Source organism: Gracilibacillus kekensis, from assembly GCF_900143085.1.
Taxonomy (GTDB): domain Bacteria; phylum Bacillota; class Bacilli; order Bacillales; family Amphibacillaceae; genus Gracilibacillus; species Gracilibacillus kekensis.
Genome location: NZ_FRCZ01000002.1, coordinates 1 through 21,042, shown reverse-complemented (window position 1 = coordinate 21,042; position 21,042 = coordinate 1). Strand labels below are relative to the sequence as shown.

Here is a 21,042-nt window from a genome sequence, read left to right as displayed (position 1 = left end):
CTAGTTAATATTGTATAAAATGTCCTATATTAATAGAAGCTCTATTTGTGATAGAATAAGTACAATGATATAGAAGATATCGAGGTATACAATATGAAAAGAAAAACAAAGACATTTGATTTTTTATTAATGCTACCACCTTTACTTTTGTCAGGGTTTGGTATTGTAATGATTTATAGTGCGAGTATGGTAACATCTGTTTTGGTGAAAGGTGAACCCGCATATAGTATGGCATTAAAGCAAGGTATGTGGTTAGTAATCGGATTAGTTGGTTTTTTATTTGCGTGTTTTTTTAATTATAAAGTCTATCAGAAATTAACCAAATGGATTGTTCTAGGAATGTTACTGGCATTAGTAGCTGTTGAATTATTTGGGGTTACGATTAATTACTCTAAATCTTGGATACACCTTGGACCTTTATCAGTTCAACCATCTGAACTTGTTAAAATTGGTTTAATTATCTATTTAGCAGCCATTTATACAAAGAAACAAGCTTACATAGGTGATTTTTTTAAAGCTGTATTACCACCACTTGCGATAACCAGTCTATTGCTAGCATTAATTATTAAGCAGCCTGATGTAGGGACAGCTGCTATCATTTTTTCAATTGCTTGTACGGTTATCTTTAGTTCAGGAATAAAATTCAGACACTTATCATTATTAATTTTTATCGGAATTACTATTTTGGTAGCAATCGGGTTTCAAATGGTAACCGATGAAAAGGCATCACGGTTTACTGGAGCCTATCAACCATTTGAAGATCCTGAAGATAGCGGTTATCAGCTTATTCAGTCCTATATCGCAATCGGTACCGGAGGTATTTCAGGAGTAGGCATAGGACAAGGCATACAAAAATTAGGTTACTTAACACAAGCGGAAAGCGATTTTATTATGGCTGTAGTGTCTGAGGAACTTGGTTTGTTTGGTGTATTATTTGTTCTCGTTAATCTAAGTATTATTGTGTTAAGAGGATTATTTATTGCTAAAAAGTGCGAAAATGCATTTGGAAGTCTCCTTGCGATAGGAATATCTGCTATGATAGGCATTCAGGCTATCATTAACTTAGGAGCGATTAGTGGGTTATTGCCTATTACAGGTGTACCATTACCATTTGTTAGCTATGGTGGAACATCATTAGTTGTATTGTTATTTTCTGTTGGTATTTTAAATAACATTGCTAGACATGTAAATTATCAGCGATTCAATGAAAATTCAACGACGCCGGAAGATTTAGAATTAAACAAACAGGTGTCTTCCAATAGGTTTAGACAAACCTATTCTTCAAGATAATATAAGTTCTACTTTCGAATAAGTCTTGATAAAATGTCATAAGCTATAAAAAAAGCAAAGCCAGAATATTAGGCTTTGCTTTTTTTAGGTTGTTTGACAATCCTAAATGTATTATATTTTACTACTCCGATAAGATAATAATAAGAAATAGCATAACAATCCAAAATACAATGTAATAAATAATGCATGTAATAAAGCTATGATTAAGTTACCAATGGTAAAAATAATAAATGCTCCTAAAATAACCTGGATGGAAATAAAAATAGTCGCGATCATCCATCCTTGGTACATGACTCGATGATGACGATAATCACGTTTGATCCTAAAGAATATAAACCAAGTCCAAACAAATGCAATTCCCGCTAATAAACGATGTCCCATTTGTACCCATTGGCCTAAATGATAGTCAAAACTAAAAGGTTGACTATTATTACAAAATGGCCAGCTTTGACAGGCTAGACTAGAATCAATGTGTCTTACTAAAGCTCCGGAATATACTACAAACATTATATAAACGGTTAACCAGATAAACTGTCTACGGTAAGTTACTGTAATATTTAATGAGGATGCATCAAACTTCTGGTCTATTTCAAAAATTAATAAAGTAAGTAATAAAACGGCAGCAAAAGAAATAAGAGAAATTCCAAAGTGAAGTGCCAACACAAAGTCAGACTGTGACCAAAGAACTGCAGCAGCTCCTATTAAACCTTGGGCAACTAAAAAGAAAATCGAAACAAATGCTAAAAATTTTGTCTCTCGAATATGGCCGATTAACTTCCAGGATAGAATGGACAATAACAGTACTAAAAAACCTGTGGCTCCTGAAACTAAACGGTGACTAAGCTCGATAAACATTTCAAAAGACCAATCACCGTAACAGAATGGCCAATTAGCGCCACAACCCATACCAGACTCTGTTTTAGTTACAAGGGCACCTCCAACGAGTACAAACATCATAGCTATTGTGGATAAAACGGATAAATATTTTAAAAATTTCATGAATATACACACCTCTTCGTCTAGCTGATTACCTATTATTCTTTTCATAGCTTAACATCTTTCATTACTAAATACACTTTGTTAAAAATCTTGCAATATGACAATGGATTATGCTAGAAATAAATAGGGTATAATAGAAGGAATCTTATCAAAATCTTGTTAATTATAACAAATTAAAGTTACTTCGTGTCATATATATTCTTATTCATTTGATTGTTCACAAAAATGTCATATTTAAAAATCTCTAGACAACTTAAATAGCGAAGCAGCGTAATACATGGTACAATATCATTGTTTGATGTTTTACATAGTGGGATTATTATTTGTAATCTACTTGATTTTACATACTTTTAAGTATTGAAATATTGGAAAGGAGGTAACAATAAAAATGGATAAAATGGAGTTTTCTTCGAATGAACCGATTATATCAACACACACTAATGAATATTTGTATAGTTGGTCAGAATTAAAATCATTGTTGAAGGTTGGTATCATTAATTCGAACACAATGACTGCATTTGCCGGTTTTTGGTTAGCCTTGTTCTATACTGGCTCCTCCTTATCACAATATTGGCATGTTTTGCTTGTAACTTTAATAGGAACTGCATTTGTTATAGCAGGAGGTTGTGTGATTAATAATTATTATGATCGTGATATTGATCAAATGATGAAAAGAACTCAATCAAGACCTACTGTGACAGGCACAATTAATATCTTCCATGTGCTTACGATCGGAATAGCACTTTCCGTAATAGGACTTTTAGTGTTATCATTAGCATCTATTCAAACGGCTCTTTTTGGTTTATTAGGATGGTTTAGCTATGTGGTTTTATATACGATTTGGTCTAAACGCAAATATACAATCAATACAGCTATCGGAAGTTTATCTGGTGCCGTACCACCATTAATCGGGTGGTCAGCCGTAGAACCTAATACAGGCGCAATCGCATGGGTGTTATTCCTATTGATATTCATTTGGCAAACACCACATTTTTTAGCAATAGCCATGAAAAAAGTAGAAGATTATCGAAATGCTAATGTACCAATGCTCCCAGTTATTCATGGTTTTGAAATTACGAAGCGACAAATGTTAATCTATATCATTTGTTTAATCCCGATTCCTTTTTTCTTACATCAGTTGGGATTGCTTTTTATTGTATTAGCTTCCATTTTAAATATCGGATGGTTTGTTTTAGCAATTAAGGGTTTCTATGCAAAAGATGATCATAAATGGGCCAATCAAATGTTTGTCTATTCCTTGTTATATTTAACAATCATTTTCTTTTCAATGATTATTATTACTTTTCCGAGTAATTTGTTATAATAGCTAGTGTGAGTTTTTTGTCAGTAGAACTTGAATTTTTTCAGGTTTTTCTAAATAATATATTAAGTTAAAAAGAGAAAGAGAGGGTTAAAAATGAAAGAATGGATGGGAAAAATCCGAACTCTGTCATTATTTTCTTTTTTGGTAATCATACTTTCTGCGTGCGGTAAAGACAATCTAACTGCATTAGTACCAAAAGGATATGGAGCAGAGGAATCATTTAATGTCATTTTGATATCAATTTTAGTAATGATTTTTGTCTTTATTGTTGTAATGGCGATTTATGTGTATGTAATTTTTAAATTCCGTCAAAGAAAAGGACAAGAAAATCATATTCCGAAACAAACAGAGGGGAACAAAACGTTAGAGGTTGTTTGGACAGTAATTCCTATTTTACTTCTAATTATTATCGCGGTTCCAACCATTGCTAGTACATATGATTTAGCAGATGAATCAGAAAAAGAAGACAGTATTAATGTTAATGTGCAAGGGATGCAATTCTGGTGGAATTTTGAATATGCAAATGAAGAAATACAAACAAGCCAGGAGCTTTACATTCCAGTAAATGAAAGAGTTTATTTGAACATGTTATCAAGTGATGTGATTCATTCATTCTGGTTACCGTCTATTTCAGGGAAAATGGATGTAAACCCTGATAATGAAAATACGATGTACATTGAAGCATATGAAGAAGGCGTTTATTGGGGGAAATGTACAGAGTTTTGTGGTGATTCACACTCTTTAATGGATTTCAAAGTTGTAGTGGTTAGTCAGGAAGAATATGATCAGTGGGTAGAAGGTATGAAAAACACGGATCCTGAATACACAGCTGAATCTTCTACAGCACAAGAAGGACAAGAAATGTTCGCTAATAGTTGTATTAGCTGTCATGCAATAGATGCTAGTTCGAGTAACCCTGTTGTCGGACCAAATTTAGCTGATTTTGGAAATCGAACAATGGTAGCTGGTATCAAAAATTACAGCAAAGAAGCTATTGTAGACTGGATTATGAATCCAGGTGAAATAAAACCAGGTAATGGTATGCTTAGCGCTCCATATTTACAAGATAATTCAATGGAAGAAGAAGATGCAGAAAAAATTGCTGACTTTTTGATGGAGTTAAAAGCAACAGATGAACCTGTAGATAGTGTAGAGCAATTTAAAAAAGATGAGACAGAGAACAACAATTAAAGGGAGGTTAACTAAACGTGAGTACATTAGTAGCTACAAATAAAAAAAGCTTCGGTTCTACTATTTGGGACTACTTAACAACAGTAGACCACAAAAAAATTGCTATTATGTATTTAATTGCGGGTGGTTTCTTCTTTATCCTAGGTGGTTTAGAAGCACTTGCAATTAGATGGCAATTAGTGCAACCGATGAACGACTTTGTTAGTGCGGGTTTTTACAATGAATTAATAACCATGCACGGAACAACCATGATATTTTTGGCAGCGATGCCGTTAATTTTTGCTTTTATGAATGCAGTAGTGCCCTTGCAAATCGGGGCACGTGATGTTGCATTTCCATTTGTCAACTCATTAAGTTTCTGGTTATTTTTATTTGGTGGTATCATGCTAAACGTAGGATGGTTCACTGGTGGAGCGGCAGATGCTGGTTGGACAGCTTATGCGCCACTTTCCACAACATCACCTGGTCAAGGTGTAGATTATTATGTATTAGGTCTTCAGATCTCAGGTGCAGGGACGTTAATGGGGGGGATTAACTTCCTAGTAACGATTGTTAATATGCGTGCCCCTGGTATGACTTATATGCGTATGCCTTTATTTACATGGACTGCTTTTGTTGCAAGTGCACTTATTTTATTTGCATTTCCGGCATTAACGGTTGGCTTATTTTTGATGATGTTTGACCGTTTATTTGGTTCAGGTTTCTTTGATCCTTCAATGGGTGGTAATTCAGTGATCTGGCAACATTTATTCTGGATCTTTGGACACCCTGAAGTGTACATTCTAGCCTTACCTGCTTTTGGTATATTTAGTGAAATCATTTCAACTTTTTCTAAAAAACGTCTATTTGGTTATACGGCAATGGTTTTTGCGACAGTATTAATAGGGTTTTTAGGGTTCATGGTTTGGGCTCACCATATGTTTACAGTTGGAATGGGACCTGCAGCGAATTCAATCTTTGCTGTAGCAACAATGGCGATTGCTGTACCAACAGGTATCAAAATCTTTAACTGGTTATTTACCCTTTGGGGTGGTAATATTCAAATTAACACAGCAATGTTATGGGCACTTGGATTTATACCTACCTTCACTTTAGGAGGTATGACGGGTGTAATGGTAGCAGCGGCATCTGCTGACTTCCAATATCATGATACGTACTTTGTTGTTGCTCACTTCCATTATGTAATAGTTGGTGGTGTAGTATTTGCTTTATTTGCAGGTACCCATTATTGGTGGCCGAAAATGTTCGGAACAATTTTAGATGAAAAATTAGGAAAAGTAACATTTTGGTTATTCTTTGTCGGTTTCCATTTGACATTTTTTATCCAACATTTCTTAGGTTTAATGGGGATGCCACGTCGTTATTGGACCTATTTAGAAGGTCAGAATTTAGATTTAGGTAATTTAATTAGTACAATAGGTGCTTTCTTAATGGGAGTTGGTACGATCGTCTTATTAATTAATATTATTAAGACATCTGTAAAAAATGAAAAAGTAAGTGGAGATCCGTGGGATGGACGTACTTTAGAATGGGCAATTCCATCACCACCACCTTTTTATAACTTTAAACAATTACCATTAGTACGTGGTTTAGATCCTTTATGGATTGAAAAAATGGAAGGCAGAAAAGGTATGACACCTGCAGAGCCACTGACAGATATCCATATGCCAAACAATTCTTTCATACCATTTGTAATGTCTCTAGGCTTGTTTATCGCTGGATTTGGTTTTATTTATCAAAAACAAGACATAGCATGGTTATCACTAGTATTTGTTGGTATGGGTATTACTCTAGGGTGTATGTTACTCAGATCTGTTAAAGATGATCTAGGATACCATATCCATAAAGAAGACTTGAAAAAGGAGGCAGGGGAATAATGAGTGAACATGATGTATTAAACCCAGGACAAATGCCTCAAAACCCTGAGAAAGCCACCTTAGAAGGTAAAAATAAATTTATGGGTTTTTGGTTTTTCTTAGGTGGAGAAGCAGTTCTTTTTGCTAGTTTATTTGGTACGTATCTAGCCCTTAATGATTCTACAAATGGTGGTAAATCCTCAGAAGAGTTGTTTGGTCTAGAGTTAGTATTTATCATGACGATGTTATTATTAACAAGTTCACTGACCAGTGTATATGCAATGTATCATATGAAAAATAATGATTTTAAAAAGATGCAAATCTGGTTGGGAATAACGGTAGCTCTTGGTCTTGGATTCCTTGGATTTGAGATCTATGAGTTCTATCATTATATTCATGAGTATGAATTTACGTTGAGATCTTCTGCCTTTGGATCTGCTTTCTATACGTTAGTCGGATTCCATGGTGGTCACGTTGTATTCGGTTTACTTTGGATCGTTTCCCTAATGATTCGTAACGCGAAAAGAGGTTTAAATTTATACAACGCTCCTAAGTTTTATGTTGCGAGTCTATATTGGCACTTTATTGATGTTGTATGGGTATTTATCTTTACTGTAGTGTATCTTATGGGGGTGCTTTAAATGCCAGAAAAAGTATCTGAATCTCCAGTACAATTTGAATACGAAAAACAAAAAAGAAAAGAAGAAATGAAACAACAGGTAATTACATTTGCTCTAATGATTATTTTCACCATTATTGCTTTTGCAATGGTAGCATCTGGCTTAGATAAATTATTCGTAATTCCAATATTACTCGTATTAGCAGGTATACAAGTAGGTTTTCAACTGTACTATTTCATGCATATGAGTCATAAAGGACATGAATTACCAGCGATGATGTTCTACGGCGGAGCATTTGCAGCCTTTCTAACCATTCTAGCATTAGCTGCATTAGTTTGGTGGTAAAAATGAAGCTTGAGAAGTCTAAACACTTCTCAAGCTTTTTTTATGATATATAAAACTAAACTGCGAATTAACTGAAGTGGTAATTTTGAATGTAATTATATGCGTAACAACCGCTCCGGCTTGCCCACTTCGCTTTCCAGGGGGCGCGTCTTCAGCTAACTTTGTAAAGAAGGTCACTTTACAAAGTGGATCTTCAGATCGCGCTGGTCCCCCAGGAGTCGAAGTGGACGCTTGCGCAAGGTGAAGTTCTACAATGAATGCGAGAATTGAAATTTCGACTATTTAACTCATTATTTAAATTAAATTCATATAGATAGCTCAGAATGATAACTGTCGCAACCGTTGCAGAATATATGTATAGCGCAGGCCGCCCGCTTTCACTCCTGTGGGAATGTTTTTTCTGAAGATCCACTTTTTCAAGCGGTCTATGCTTAAAAAGTTAGCTGAAGGGAAAACCCCACTGCATAGAAAACACTACGAAAGCTTGCTTGAGTAGATGTTGCACTTGTGCCTGTGGTAAAAGGGAAGTGGGCAGCCGGAGCGGATGTCTAGTAAATAAACATTTCAAAATTACTACTTTGGTTAATAAATTTACAACAGTTTACTTCGCAGTTTTTGTCTACTTTGTTGAAGGTTGGTTTTTTTGAGTGGGCTTTGTTTTGTTCATTAAATTGTTGAATAATTGTTGATATATTGCTTTTTAATCCTGTGCAACTTCGGTATAATAAGGACTAGTTGTCATGATATTAATTGGAGTGATCATATATGTTAGAGGATTTACAAATATTCGGCTTTAGAGCATTATGGAGTCCATACTATGCCGTGTTCATTGTAGTATTAGCATTGGTTTATTATGCTCTTTTTATAAGACGAAAGGATTCAAAAAAAGCAGATATGCAACAGATGCTGTTTTTTTATGGCGGTTTATTGTTATTATATGTTATTAAGGGATCTCCTATTGATTTATTATCACATATAATGTTTACGGCACACATGATCCAAATGGCTTTGTACTATTTATTATTTCCAATTTTAATAATTAAAGGAATTCCTACATGGTTTTGGCGAAAAGTATTTGAAGTTCCAGTATTGAAACAAATACTGAAACTACTAACAAAACCATTAATTGCATTATTATTGTTCAATGGGACATTTTCTTTTTATCATATCCCAGTAATTTTTGATTTTGCCAAAGCAAATGACATCGCACATGCAAGTATCTCACTTACTATTTTATTCACTGCTTTTATAGTATGGTGGCCTATTTTCACTCCATTAAAAGAAATGGATACAATGTCGCCTTTATTAAAAATAGGTTATATTGCCGCCAACGGGATATTAATCACCCCTGCATGTGCTCTTATTATATTTTCGACAGATACCATTTACACCACTTATGGAGCAACTGGTGGATGGATTCAAGCTTTAGCACTGTGTGTGCCAGGAGATGTGTTAAGTGGACTGTCATTAAGTGGACCTGAAATGTTCTCCCCTATAGGGGTACTAGAAGATCAACAACTTGGTGGTATCGTTATGAAGATCACTCAAGAAATTATCTATGGAGCAATTCTGGCACGTATTTTCTTTCCTTGGTTTAGAAGTGGAACAGATAAAATTGATCCGTTACCGGAAAATCATCAAACAGAACAAATATAAGGTCGGAAGGAGTTGGGAAAATGGAAATTTTACCAACAATAAGTACTTTTTTTATTGTTTTAAGTGCAATTCTCGTTGCCATAGGTTGGCGATTAATTGTCAAAAAACAATATAAGGCACATAAAAAAACAATGGTTGCTGCAGCAATTAGCGCACTTTGCTTTTTTATTATTTATATATCGAGGACGATCTTTATCGGTAATACAAGCTTTGGTGGTCCGGAAGATTTAAAAATCTATTATACAGTTTTTCTAATCTTTCATATTACGCTAGCAACTACAGGAGCTATTTTTGGCGTTGTAACCTTGGTATTAGCCTTTAAACGAAATATAAAAAAGCATCAAAAAATTGGTCCTGTTACTAGTGTGTTATGGTTTTTTACTGCTATAACAGGAGTAGCTGTCTATTTATTATTATATGTATTTTATGAAGGTGGAGAAACCACAAGCTTATTAAAAGCAATTCTCGGAACTTAATAATCAAACAAAGGATGCCCCCAAGAAGATCTACTTCTTGTGGGCATTTTAATTAAGGAAAATACTAAATTTTAAAATTTGTTTTAAAGATTCCTGCTTCTTTCGCAGAATTAAATGCGATAACAATCAGCGGTCCAACAATAAATCCTAATATTCCTAATAGCTTTAAACCGATATACATGGCGATCAGTGTAGCTAAAGGAGACAGTCCTATATGTTTACCCATTACTTTTGGTTCCACGGTTCTTCGGATCGCTAACAGGATGACAGCAAGTATGGCTAATTGACTGCCAATAAATAAATCGCCTGTGATTAACATATAGAGTGCCCATGGTCCTAATATTACAATAGAACCAATGATAGGTATAAAATCAATGATCCAAATAATAATGGACATGATTAACGCATATTCAGGCACAATAATATATAATCCGATTAAGGAAACAATAAATATGATAATACTAACTAAAAATTGTGCTTTAAAGAAACCAAATATTACATAGGACAAACGATCATTCATGAATTTTACTTTTTCAGCAGTAGTCTCTTTTAAATGTTTATATGCATTTGCTTTTAATCGAGGTAACTCTAGCATAAACATAAATAGAGCAATCAAATATACGATAAAGCTAACCAAATAATTAGGGATTTCACTTGCTATATTAGCAATTTTTTCAATGCGTACCATATCTCTTAGGTTATCACTCAAGGATGTTGTAGTTGATTGAATCTGTTTTTTTACTTCAATGACGAATTCATTAGGTAAATCTTCTGTAAAATGATCCAAATCTTCTTCCCATTCTAATACTTGGTCTTTTACTGAAAGCATATATGAAGGTGCGTTTTCAGCAAAATTTACAACTTGTCCGATAATCTTAGTAACGGCATAAGTACCAATTGTACTAATAATTACAAGAAAAATCACAAAGACAATTGTTACAGCTAGTTTACGGCTTAATCTAAGTTTTTGTATAATCCAGCGTACGACAGGATTAAGAATTAATGCCGTAATAAAAGCTAAAATTAAGGGGATAGATACAGGCAAGATAAGAATAGCCGCTACTATCAATAAAAGTATAATAAAGAATAATTTTATATGTTTTTTAGATATATTTTTCATTTAATTACTATCATAACTCCTTTCAGAAAGAAGATGTTTATGTATTATGAAAAACGACTGTATTACGTATACAGCCGCTCATTTAAAGTGAAACTTAGTTTTTAACAAAAGGTTCGAAGTTTTGCTTAGCGTTTTTTAATAATGTTGAAGCGCGCTCCACTGTTGTAGGTGGAAACTCTTCCTTTTCGCCGTATTCGATTCCCGTAGGATAATAATGCTTCCCAAGTAAAGGAGTTAATAATTTGATGACAGCATCACCTTTATCTACGTCACCTTCAACCGCATATCCTTGCACTCTTATGTAATACGTAATGTTTTTCTCTGGTGAACCGATTTTATAATCATATGTAACCCTTTCATAGTCCCATTGCCCTGCACGTACAAAGTTAGCTTTTTCCATTGCATGGTCTAAGGGCTTCAAATCGATTAAATTGTCTTCAATTCCTGTGTCTGTAATTTTCATACTTTCACCCCATCTAAAATTATCACTAAAACTATAATAGTATGAAATGCGAAAAGATGCAATTTAAAAAGGATATTCCTTGATAAAAACTTTCATCAATAAAAAGAACATGCATATAGTTATAAAAATAGTATTATAAATTCCAAGCAATTTAGGTGGTGTGTGATGAAGTTTAAAATTATAGCAGTAATATTTTTTCTGTTTGTGGGAATCACTTTTAGTGTATTTTATTTTGATCAAGACGAAGAACCGAAAGAAGCTATTTATCATAATAAACTAGTACAGACAACAGAAATTAAAGAACAATTTGCTAAAGACCATACACTTATTGAACAGCAGGATGCGATCTGGAAATATATTAACCAGGATATAGAAACATTCCAATCTGAGTTTGGAGACCCACTGCGAAAAGACCCATCTATGTATAACTATGACTGGTGGATTTATAAAAATGAAAATTATTACATCCAGGTCGCTGTTAAAAATAATAAAGTCATCAGTATATATTCCAATTCGTCTACACTGGATTTCAGACCTTTAAAAATAGGACAAGATGTAGAAACTTTAGAAACCACGTATACGTTTACTAAAGAAATAGAAGTTGATCATCTTAAATTCAAATTATCGGAACAAGACCTTAAACAACGGCCGATAGTTCCATTATCAGAAGAAGTATTTGCTCAATTATACCTGGATCAATTCTCAAACAAACTAGTAGGTATACGAATGTTAAATAAGGAAGTTTTAGAAATACTTAAACCATATGAACTATTTTACTGGGGCAAGTTAAAAGAAGTTGATGCTCCTTCGGAAAGTAAGATGGAAGAAATAGAACTGAGTATAGAGAAGCAGATTTTTGAAATAACGAATGAAGTTCGAAAGGTTTATGAGCTAGAGACGCTAACTTGGGATGATCAGGCAGCTCAAGCAGCTAAGAACCACAGTAAAGATATGGTGAAAGAAAATTACTTTTCACATTATAGTCAAAATGGAGATGGTCTAAAGGAACGTTTGCTAGCTGCAAATGCCTATTATTTAGTAGCGGGTGAAAACATCGCTGCTCATTATATCGATGGCCCAGCGGTGATCCATGGTTGGCTTAACAGTGAAGGACACCGTGAGGCTTTATTAAAAGAAGATTATACTCATTTAGGTGTAGGAGTTTATCAATCGTATTATACACAAAATTTTCTCGGAAAATAGTAAGTAAGTACACAAATGTAGGTAATTCGCATATATTAAGATAGGAAGATCATGAGGGAAGGAGCACGCACAATGAAAAATTCATCTCATACTTCTGTTCAACAATTTAAAACGTTTATTCATGAACACCCCTTATTGATAAAAAAAGTGCGAGAGGGCGAATTAAACCTGCAAGAAACGTATGAGAAATATGTGTTATTAGGTGAAGACGATCCTACATGGGAAAAATATAAAAAAAATGGTGAAGTAAAGGCTGAAGAAAGCACAAGTTCCAGTCAGCTTTATCAAAAGTTATGGAAACACATAGAACACTTAGATGTCAATCAAGTTGAGAATCATATTAATGATTTGAACGGAGCTATCGGCAATATATTAACCTTAATTGACCAATTTAAGCAATTTAGAAGTAATCAAATATCTTCCTCTCCGTCTGATCAGATGTTCAATCGTCCAAAAGATTAGGGGGGGTTTGAATGGAACCGGACACTTATCGATTGATACAGCAGCGCGAAGACATATGGCGTTTTATCAGAAGAAATCCACAATGGTATCGTTATCTAACAAGAGAGCCTAACAGATTAAGCGAACTAGAGTTAGCATCAAAGCAATATTACGGAAAAACATTACCTCAACGGTTGGAAAAAACACAGCAAAACATACAAATGATACGGTTATTAATGGAAATGGCAGGCTCATGGAATGATTAAGAGTCTGCCTCTTTTATTTCTCTTCAATTATTGGTATGATAAAGTAAGACTTCAATCACTAGATGTTTTCAATTCTTACTGATTGTGGGCGAAATTTATCAGAAAGTAAGCGTCTATATTTATCTTCAACTTAGCGTTTAGCACCATGTTGTTGGAGTATTATGGACGATTACATTATGATAAAAATATGGAGGTGTGTCATTCATGTTAGCAACAATGGAAATTGTTGATATTTTAGATGAATCTGAAGCATTAGGTCAAATGGTTATCGAATCAGATATAATGCAGAATTTTAATAAAGCAAAAGAAACGATGGATCAAGATCAAGAGGCACAGGACTTAATTAGTCACTTCACTAAAGTCAAGGAGTCTTATGATGAGGTGGAGCGCTTCGGCAGATATCATCCTGATTATAGTAAAATTATGAAAGAAATTCGTGTAGCTAAACGGGAAATGGATATGCATGAAACCATTGCAGCTTATAAAATGGCTGAAACAGACTTGCAAAAACTACTTGATGAAGTAAGCCAACTTGTTGCTTTTAGTGTGAGTGATAAAGTGAAAGTTCCAATGGATGGTGCTGCGCTAACAGATGGCGGCTGTGGCTGTGGTTCTGGAAGCAGCGGTTGTGGCTGCAAGGCCTCTTAAAGTATAATCCATTTTGAAGTGAGGTATCTATATGATCGTTAAACGCCAAGGTTTAGTAGTTTGGTTTCATCAAATGAAACATGTCAAACACATAAAAAAATTTGGACACATGGTTCATGTATCTAAAAAATTAAAATATGCGATGATATATGTCAATCAAGATCAAATGGATGATACATATCAAAAGCTTATAAAATTACCTTTCGTTACAAAAATTGAACCATCTTACAAACCTTTTATTAAAACCGATTATGAGCAAAAAGTGTTTGATAAAGAAGAAAAAGAATATGATTATAAAATGGGAATATAAAAAAACCTGCAGTTATCCTTTAACTGCAGGTTCTTTTTATTTTCTTCATAAAAAAAGAAAATAAAAAGATAAAGGGAGAGGAGAAACCGGAGGAAGAACTTATGGGGAAATGTAAGTCTTCTCCGAATTTAAGCAACCATAAACGTTGCTGTATTTAAAGTTTGTACAAAGACAGATCGTTTTATACCAATGAATTTGAGAATTTTACTACTTTCGTGCTATAGTAAGGGAGATTTAGAAAAAATGAAGAGAGGGAAAGGCTTTGAGAGTAATTGCTGGTGAATTTAAAGGAAACAGAATACAACCAGTTCCTAATAAAATAACACGACCGACAGGTGATAAAATAAAGGAGTCTTTATTTCAAATGATCGGTCCTTTTTTTAATGGAGGACACTGCCTTGATTTATTTGCAGGTAGTGGGGCATTAGCTATTGAAGCACTCAGCAGGGGGATGGAACAAGCCATACTTATTGATAATCATCCGAAAGCAATAGCTACTATTCATCAAAATATTAACCATTTGCGTTTGGAAAAAAATGTAGAAATTTATCGTAATGACGCCTTTAGAGCATTGAAAGCAATTAAAAAAAGAGATATTCAATTCAATTTGATTTTTTTAGACCCGCCGTATCATAAAGTTTCTTACGATAAGCTAATAGACCGTATTATATCAATGGATATCGTAAAAGATAATGGAAGGATTGTGTGTGAACACGATCCCAGTACAAAGCTAGAGGATAAATTTGATAATTACAGTTTGATTAAATATGAAGAATATAGCAATACAACAGCTATCACCATTTTCCAAAAGGATGTGAACGAGATTGACTAGATTAGCAATATGTCCAGGCAGTTTTGATCCTGTGACGAATGGTCATTTAGATATTATTCGACGAGGCTCAAAAATATTTGATGAAGTCATTGTTGCCGTTTTTAATAATCAATCCAAACAACCACTTTTTACTGTAGAAGAAAGAGTGCATTTATTAGAAGAAGCGACCAAAGATATGGATAATGTTTCTGTGGATTCATGCAGCGGGTTACTAATGGATTATGCCCAAAGTAAGAATGCGCAAGCAGTATTAAGAGGACTTCGCGCTGTAACCGATTTTGAGTATGAGCTGCAAATAACCTCAATGAACAGAAAACTAAATGAAGAGATAGAAACGTTTTTTATGATGACGAACAATCAGTATTCTTTTTTAAGTTCAAGTATGGTTAAAGAAATAGCAAAATATCAAGCGAATGTCTCAGATCTTGTCCCACAGGTTGTCGAAGATGCATTAATCAATAAGTTTCGTTGACTATTTTTGCTTAATTAATAAGATGAGATAAAAAGATAATGCCATTAGAGTGAAGAAAAAGCCGAATTGTTCAACTATTCGATATAAAAATTGTATGTTTTCTAGAGGTGGTTGCTCCCATTTCATAAAAGAAACCATGGTAGAATGGATCTGGTTTTTGTATACCGGTACATATAAAAGTATGACAATAAAGCATGCAAAAACAGCATGAAGTATGCGTGCTAAAAAATAGGGAGCAAAACGGATATCTGTTTCAGCTAAAATGCTAGCCACCTGAGCCTGTACAGAAAAACCATTAAAAGCTAATATAATCGAGACAAAAACTGCTTTTATAAGAATGGAACTTTCCGTCTGTGAAACTTCGTTAGCACCAATTGTAATTTCAAAGAATCCTGTGAATAAAGGAAGTGCCATTTCTATCGGTAAATGAAATAGTTGTAATAAAATAGCTATTCCACCTGCAAAAAAATGTGCCAAATGTATTTCACGCATTATCTCAGTGAGAACAGAAAATAAAATAATAAATCCACCGATAACTAATAGTGTTTGAATGGAGTTTGTAACAGAATCACCCAGAATCTTCCCAAGAGCTCTTTTTTCCTTGATCCTTGCAAGATGTAGTTGTTGAAATGCTTTTGAAATGGAGAAATTTTGAAATCTATAGCTCTTTTTTTCATGATATTTATAAAAACGCATGCATACTCCGACGCAAAAGTTACTCAGGTAATGAGTGATTGCTAATAAAATTCCTAGTTGATGATCATAAAAAAAGCCGATAGAAACGGCACCGATAATAAATAATGGATTTGATGCATTAGTAAAAGTAACAAGTCGTTCTGCCTCTGTTTTAGTTAACTGTCCTTCTTGTCTTAATCGTGCTGTAAATTTTGCGCCAGAAGGATAACCACTTGCCATTCCCATTGTCCAAACAAAGCCCCCTACTCCTGGAACATTGAATAATGGCCTCATAATAGGTTCACAGAGGACACCGATAAAATGTACTACTCCAAAAGCAATTAGTAATTCTGCAACGATGAAAAATGGGAGCAAGGAGGGGAATACTACATTTGCCCAAACTTCCAATCCTCTTTGGCTAGCTTTTAGTACTTCCTGGGGGAAATATATTACCATCACCGCAATAAATACGGAAATGGATGCATAGATAATAGAATATAACTTTTGATTCAACTTTTGCACTCCTTTGGTAGCACTTTTCTGTACCTTTGTTTGAATGAGTAGTAAAATATAGTATGTTTTAAAATAGTTGCTATTTAATATATACGCAAGCTTGTACAGGAAATATTACAATTCATAACGTTTTTATGGAAATCGTGATGTAGAGAAAGAAGGGTATTTATGTTTCAACTTAAAAGCAAAGCACGTATTATAATGTTTATGATTGCTTTGGTATGCATCTTTTTGTTTTTTAGCTATCAATTACCATATTATATCCATAAACCTGGTCATGCCGATCCGTTGAATCCAGTGGTAGCGGTTGAAGGAGGATTTGAGAGTGAGGGAGATATGCATCTTGTTACAATTCAAGGCGGAAGGGCGACTCCTTTTCAATATCTAATGGCGTTAATGAGAGACTATTATGATATATTACCTGTCGAAAATGTATTACCAGATGATATGACAGATCAAGAATACCGAGAATTGCAATTAATGATGATGGAAGACTCTCAAGAGTCCTCTAAAGTTGTTGCCTATGAAGCAGCGAATCAAGAAATAGAGATTGAATACGAGGGTGTATATGTTGTTTCTGTAGTAGAGGATATGCCTGCAGAGGGAGTACTTCAACCTGAAGATGAAATAATAAAAATAGATCAACAAAAGATAAATGAAGCAAAAGATTTAATTGACTATGTGACAGGGAAACAAGCTGGAGATAAGATCGAATTGACCATTCGGCGAGAAGACCAGACTATTGAGAAAGAAATCACTTTACAAGCTTTGGAACAATTGGATGGTCAACCAGGAATTGGTATTAGTTTAGTAACGAATCGGTCCGTGAGTGTCTCACCTGAATTACAATTTTCAAGTGGGGACATCGGTGGTCCAAGTGCCGGATTGATGTTCTCGTTAGAAATATATGATCAATTAACAGAACGAGATATGACAAAAGGTCATCAAGTAGCAGGTACAGGTGAAGTGGATTATCAAGGTAATGTGGGACGAATTGGTGGGGTGGATAAGAAAGTAGTGGCCGCAGATCGAGCTGGTTGTGATATCTTTTTTGCACCGAACGAAAATGGAAGAGCTGGATCTAACTATGAAATAGCCAAAAAAGTGGCGAATGACATAGGAACCGACATGAAAATAGTCCCTGTCGATCATTTCGACGAAGCAGTCAAATACCTGGAAAATCTATAAATTCAGACACTAAACATTCAATTAAGTAGACAAAAACTGCGAAGTAAACTGTTGTAAATTTATTAGCCAAAGTAGTAATTTTGAAATGTTTTATTTACTAGACATCCGCTCCGGCTGCCCACTTCCCTTTTACCACGGGCACAAGTGCAACATCTACTCAAGCAAGCTTTCGTAGTGTTTTCTATGCAGTGGGGTTTTCCCTTCAGCTAACTATTCCAAGCACAGATCGCTTGAAAAAGTGGATCTTCAGGGAAAACATTCCCACAGGAGTGAAAGTGGGCGGCCTACGCTATAAATATATTCTGCAACGGTTGCGACAGTTATCATTCTGAGCTATCTATATGAATTTAATTTTAATAATGAGTTAAATAGTCGAAATTTCAATTCTCGCATTCAATGTAGAATTTGACCTAGCGCAGGCGTCCACTTCGACTCCTGGGGGATTAGCATGATCTGAAGATCCACTTTGAAAAGTGTTTTTCTTTTCAAAGTTAGCTGAAGAGCATGCCCCCCGGAAAGCGAAGTGGGCAAGCCGGAGCGGTTGTTACACAGATTCCTTCATTCAAAATTACCACTCCAGGTACTTCGCAGTTTAGTTTTTATATGATAAGTTTTCGTGCTTTTAAAAGACGCCTTATTCGGGCGTCTTAAATATTGGTTTTTGGTAGGATTGGTTTATTAGTTTTTGTTGGATAGTGGGCGCTAAGATACTATAATATGCATGATCAATCCGATCATCCAATGCCTGTAGCGGATACGGTTTTTTATTGCTTGTATATATACACGTTTTTATTTGTTTTTTGTTTTGGTTCAGCCATTGTTGACCTGTTGAGGACATCGCCAATACACGTATGCCTGGTAACTCTTCTTTATTTACTAATTCTTCAATCGTAATTTTCTTAGTATTTGTTAAAATATTGGCAAATATACGTTGCAAACTTGTCCAAGTATACCTTTTCGTTTTGATTAAATCCATTAATTCTTCAAAGTCACTAGCTTCTCTTGCTTTTTCTATGATTCGATTCTCTAAGCCTTCTTTCATACCATGAACGGCCTTTAATTCCTCATTCGACATCGTTAAAATCCGGTATTTCAGTATAGGGAAATATATGCCCCATTCATGCCATGAACCGTACTTTTCTTGATAATTTTCAATGATTTCTCTTGTGTTATTTGGCACTGCTTTTTTTATATCTTCTTCCTTTTTATGCAATAGATGCTTTCTAATACTTGTTGCACTCGCGATAGAATCATTAATTTCTTTGTCATGATAGTCATTTTTTATTCTCTTTATAGTATAGGGTTCTATTTTTGAATGTAGATCATAAATGTTTTTAATGTATTGAAAACCTAAAATGTTGTTAGGTTTTGTAAAATCAATGGATAGCGTATTGCCACCTATTTTTATAAAAGCTAACTCATTTGCTTTCGGATAAGAATGTCCACTCTTTAAAGCATCTTTTAAATAGGTATCATACTCTTCTTGGTTTGTGTTAATGAGTTGATACATTTGAGTGAAGTCCTGTATATCTCCATGTTCACTGCCAAAACAAATAGAATCAACCTGAAGACTGTCTAAAATATTAATAGCGCCCTTAGCAAATAACTCACTATGCTGCACCGCATAATAATAAGGTAACTCTACGATTAGATCTATCCCTTGTTCGACCGCTATTTTAGCACGACTGAATTTATCGATGATTGCAGGTTCGCCTCTTTGTAAAAAATTACCACTCATTACTGCGATCACGCAATCAGAATCTGTTATTTGTTTTGCCTGTTGAAAGTGATAGTGATGTCCGTTATGATAGGGGTTGTACTCGACAATTAGTCCGCAAGCTTTCATGGGTACCTCCTATAGAAAAAAATGAATTATTTCTGGTGACCTGTTTATGATAAGCATATTGTAGTATGTAGTATAGCATATTCATAAACAAAAGTTTAAAGTGTAAAGAAAATATATTGACAAATAAGCAATTTCCTTTTAAAATATTTCTTGTTGCCTTGAGGTGAATTATATGAAATTATATATCCAAAAACTTAAACAATCACAGGGAGAACCCGTTTCTTTTCAAGAAAAAATTGATATCTCAGATATAGCAAATATGGATAATGATATCCGAAGTATTGAACCTGTTCTAGTGAGAGGAACAGCTAGAATAGATGGTGACGATATTACCTGTGATATTCAAATTCAAGGAACGATGATTCTACCTTGTGCAAGGACGTTGGTAGATGTGCCGTTTGAGTTTTCCATTGATACGGCCGAATCGTTTACCACTTCTATTTATCGCGAGGAAGCTGAAGTACATTTAGTTGATAGTGAGGTGCTTGACTTAACACCTTATATCAAGGAAAATGTATTATTAGAAATACCTTTACGAGTGTTTGCGGAAAAAGATAAATTAGAAGCAAATACAGTCAAAGAGGGAAAGGGATGGACTCTTGTAACAGAAGAAGAAGTTACAGAAAAGGTTGATCCACGACTCGAAAAGCTAAAGTCTTTATTAGATGACAACAGTAATGAGGAAGATAGTAAAGGATAAATCTTTACTTCTCTTTAAAGGAGGTGTAATGTATGGCAGTACCTAAGCGTAGAACGTCTAAAAAAGTCAAAAACCAACGTCGTACTCATAAAAAATTACATGTACCAGGAATGGTAGAATGTTCTAATTGTGGTGAGTTAACAAAACCACACCACGTATGTAAATCTTGTGGACAATATGATGGAAAGCAAGTAGTTGAACAATAATTTGATATGATACTACCAAAAGTAGTGTAGAGGATATTCTCCTTTACACTACTTTTTTTATAAGACGAATTGTAATATTAAGTGCAACACCTAAAAATGTGGCTAAAATAAAACAGCCCATAACGACTTCGTGTAAAATGTAAGTAACCACACAAACACATACACGGAGGTCTGTTATGAGCTACAGTCATCTTACCACATTTGAACGAGCACGTATAGAAACGCTATATGAACAAGGTAAACCTATTCGTACCATCGCTGAAAAACTTCAGCGTTCGCCGTCTACCATTTCAAGAGAGTTAAAGCGTAATTCACAAAAAGCATCCTATAAATCTGAATATGCTCAAGAGAAATATAACGAACGTCGGTTAAATTGCGGCCGTGTCGGAAAATGGTCCACAG

The 21,042-nt window shown here is 34.5% G+C and carries 24 protein-coding genes; 19 read left to right on the top strand and 5 right to left on the bottom strand.

Features of this window, described 5'->3' with window-relative positions; all coding sequences use genetic code 11:
• The first annotated feature begins 93 nt into the window (after positions 1 to 93).
• Entirely contained in the window at positions 94 to 1,290 is a 1,197-nt protein-coding gene (locus BUC25_RS05590; RefSeq protein WP_073200580.1) for an FtsW/RodA/SpoVE family cell cycle protein, read from the top strand.
• A 111-nt stretch (positions 1,291 to 1,401) separates the two neighbouring features.
• On the opposite strand, the gene BUC25_RS05585 is transcribed toward BUC25_RS05590, so the two are convergent.
• Entirely contained in the window at positions 1,402 to 2,289 is an 888-nt protein-coding gene (locus BUC25_RS05585) for a COX15/CtaA family protein (protein WP_073200578.1), read from the bottom strand.
• A 397-nt stretch (positions 2,290 to 2,686) separates the two neighbouring features.
• On the opposite strand from BUC25_RS05585, the gene cyoE reads away from it, so the two are divergent.
• The 7 genes from cyoE to BUC25_RS05550 all read left to right on the top strand — a co-directional run bounded on the left by cyoE (position 2,687) and on the right by BUC25_RS05550 (position 9,757).
• Positions 2,687 to 3,613, top strand: a complete 927-nt coding sequence (cyoE, locus tag BUC25_RS05580; protein WP_073201310.1) for a heme o synthase — start codon at positions 2,687 to 2,689, stop codon at positions 3,611 to 3,613.
• Positions 3,614 to 3,706: 93 nt separating this feature from the next.
• Entirely contained in the window at positions 3,707 to 4,804 is a 1,098-nt protein-coding gene (gene coxB / locus BUC25_RS05575) for a cytochrome c oxidase subunit II (protein WP_073200576.1), read from the top strand.
• A gap of 17 nt (positions 4,805 to 4,821) precedes the next feature.
• Positions 4,822 to 6,681 (top strand): cytochrome c oxidase subunit I, encoded by a 1,860-nt coding sequence (gene ctaD / locus BUC25_RS05570; protein ID WP_073200574.1) that lies wholly within the window; start codon positions 4,822 to 4,824, stop codon positions 6,679 to 6,681.
• Positions 6,681 to 7,301: a cytochrome (ubi)quinol oxidase subunit III gene (locus tag BUC25_RS05565; protein ID WP_073200572.1), complete on the top strand. Its 621-nt coding sequence runs from the start codon at positions 6,681 to 6,683 to the stop codon at positions 7,299 to 7,301. The genes ctaD and BUC25_RS05565 overlap by 1 nt, the downstream gene beginning before the upstream one ends.
• Positions 7,302 to 7,625 carry a cytochrome c oxidase subunit IVB gene (gene ctaF, locus BUC25_RS05560; RefSeq protein ID WP_073200571.1) on the top strand — a complete coding sequence of 108 codons (324 nt, stop codon included), beginning with the start codon at positions 7,302 to 7,304 and terminating at the stop codon, positions 7,623 to 7,625. It begins immediately after the preceding gene.
• 765 nt (positions 7,626 to 8,390) lie between these two features.
• Positions 8,391 to 9,281 (top strand): cytochrome c oxidase assembly factor CtaG, encoded by an 891-nt coding sequence (gene ctaG, locus BUC25_RS05555; RefSeq protein ID WP_073200569.1) that lies wholly within the window; start codon positions 8,391 to 8,393, stop codon positions 9,279 to 9,281.
• Positions 9,282 to 9,301: 20 nt separating this feature from the next.
• Positions 9,302 to 9,757, top strand: a complete 456-nt coding sequence (locus BUC25_RS05550; RefSeq protein ID WP_073200567.1) for a DUF420 domain-containing protein — start codon at positions 9,302 to 9,304, stop codon at positions 9,755 to 9,757.
• A 64-nt stretch (positions 9,758 to 9,821) separates the two neighbouring features.
• Here the strand turns inward: BUC25_RS05550 and ytvI are convergent, their stop codons facing one another.
• Positions 9,822 to 10,877 (bottom strand): sporulation integral membrane protein YtvI, encoded by a 1,056-nt coding sequence (gene ytvI / locus BUC25_RS05545; protein WP_073200565.1) that lies wholly within the window; start codon positions 10,875 to 10,877, stop codon positions 9,822 to 9,824.
• 94 nt (positions 10,878 to 10,971) lie between these two features.
• The gene (locus BUC25_RS05540; protein WP_073200564.1) at positions 10,972 to 11,340 is read right to left on the bottom strand and encodes a YugN family protein; all 369 of its coding nucleotides are present in this window, start codon (positions 11,338 to 11,340) and stop codon (positions 10,972 to 10,974) included.
• Positions 11,341 to 11,505: 165 nt separating this feature from the next.
• Between BUC25_RS05540 and BUC25_RS05535 the strand changes: the two genes are divergently transcribed.
• The 7 genes from BUC25_RS05535 to coaD all read left to right on the top strand — a co-directional run bounded on the left by BUC25_RS05535 (position 11,506) and on the right by coaD (position 15,512).
• The gene (locus BUC25_RS05535) at positions 11,506 to 12,543 is read left to right on the top strand and encodes a CAP domain-containing protein (protein WP_073200561.1); all 1,038 of its coding nucleotides are present in this window, start codon (positions 11,506 to 11,508) and stop codon (positions 12,541 to 12,543) included.
• A gap of 72 nt (positions 12,544 to 12,615) precedes the next feature.
• Positions 12,616 to 13,005 carry a spore coat protein YlbD gene (gene ylbD / locus BUC25_RS05530; RefSeq protein ID WP_073200560.1) on the top strand — a complete coding sequence of 130 codons (390 nt, stop codon included), beginning with the start codon at positions 12,616 to 12,618 and terminating at the stop codon, positions 13,003 to 13,005.
• An 11-nt stretch (positions 13,006 to 13,016) separates the two neighbouring features.
• Entirely contained in the window at positions 13,017 to 13,250 is a 234-nt protein-coding gene (locus BUC25_RS05525; protein WP_073200557.1) for a YlbE-like family protein, read from the top strand.
• Positions 13,251 to 13,454: 204 nt separating this feature from the next.
• Positions 13,455 to 13,898, top strand: coding sequence for a YlbF/YmcA family competence regulator (locus BUC25_RS05520; protein ID WP_073200555.1), 444 nt, complete (start codon positions 13,455 to 13,457; stop codon positions 13,896 to 13,898).
• Between the two features lie 31 nt (positions 13,899 to 13,929).
• Entirely contained in the window at positions 13,930 to 14,208 is a 279-nt protein-coding gene (locus tag BUC25_RS05515; protein WP_073200553.1) for a YlbG family protein, read from the top strand.
• A 262-nt stretch (positions 14,209 to 14,470) separates the two neighbouring features.
• A complete protein-coding gene (gene rsmD / locus BUC25_RS05510) occupies positions 14,471 to 15,040 on the top strand; it encodes a 16S rRNA (guanine(966)-N(2))-methyltransferase RsmD (RefSeq protein ID WP_073200551.1) in 570 nt (189 codons plus the stop codon).
• The gene (gene coaD / locus BUC25_RS05505; RefSeq protein ID WP_073200549.1) at positions 15,033 to 15,512 is read left to right on the top strand and encodes a pantetheine-phosphate adenylyltransferase; all 480 of its coding nucleotides are present in this window, start codon (positions 15,033 to 15,035) and stop codon (positions 15,510 to 15,512) included. The genes rsmD and coaD overlap by 8 nt, the downstream gene beginning before the upstream one ends.
• Here the strand turns inward: coaD and ylbJ are convergent, their stop codons facing one another.
• Entirely contained in the window at positions 15,513 to 16,709 is a 1,197-nt protein-coding gene (gene ylbJ / locus BUC25_RS05500) for a sporulation integral membrane protein YlbJ (protein WP_483188984.1), read from the bottom strand.
• A 159-nt stretch (positions 16,710 to 16,868) separates the two neighbouring features.
• Between ylbJ and BUC25_RS05495 the strand changes: the two genes are divergently transcribed.
• Entirely contained in the window at positions 16,869 to 17,888 is a 1,020-nt protein-coding gene (locus BUC25_RS05495; RefSeq protein WP_073200545.1) for a SepM family pheromone-processing serine protease, read from the top strand.
• A 634-nt stretch (positions 17,889 to 18,522) separates the two neighbouring features.
• On the opposite strand, the gene BUC25_RS05490 is transcribed toward BUC25_RS05495, so the two are convergent.
• Positions 18,523 to 19,734, bottom strand: coding sequence for a nucleotidyltransferase (locus BUC25_RS05490; RefSeq protein WP_073200543.1), 1,212 nt, complete (start codon positions 19,732 to 19,734; stop codon positions 18,523 to 18,525).
• 172 nt (positions 19,735 to 19,906) lie between these two features.
• Here BUC25_RS05490 and BUC25_RS05485 point away from each other — a divergent pair, with 172 nt between their 5' ends.
• From BUC25_RS05485 to BUC25_RS05475, 3 genes are all read left to right on the top strand, one after another.
• Positions 19,907 to 20,434, top strand: a complete 528-nt coding sequence (locus tag BUC25_RS05485) for a YceD family protein (protein WP_073200541.1) — start codon at positions 19,907 to 19,909, stop codon at positions 20,432 to 20,434.
• A gap of 32 nt (positions 20,435 to 20,466) precedes the next feature.
• Positions 20,467 to 20,640, top strand: a complete 174-nt coding sequence (gene rpmF, locus BUC25_RS05480) for a 50S ribosomal protein L32 (protein ID WP_018932780.1) — start codon at positions 20,467 to 20,469, stop codon at positions 20,638 to 20,640.
• A gap of 176 nt (positions 20,641 to 20,816) precedes the next feature.
• Positions 20,817 to 21,042 (top strand): helix-turn-helix domain-containing protein (locus BUC25_RS05475; RefSeq protein WP_139251766.1); only part of this gene is annotated, 226 nt, incomplete at its 3' end.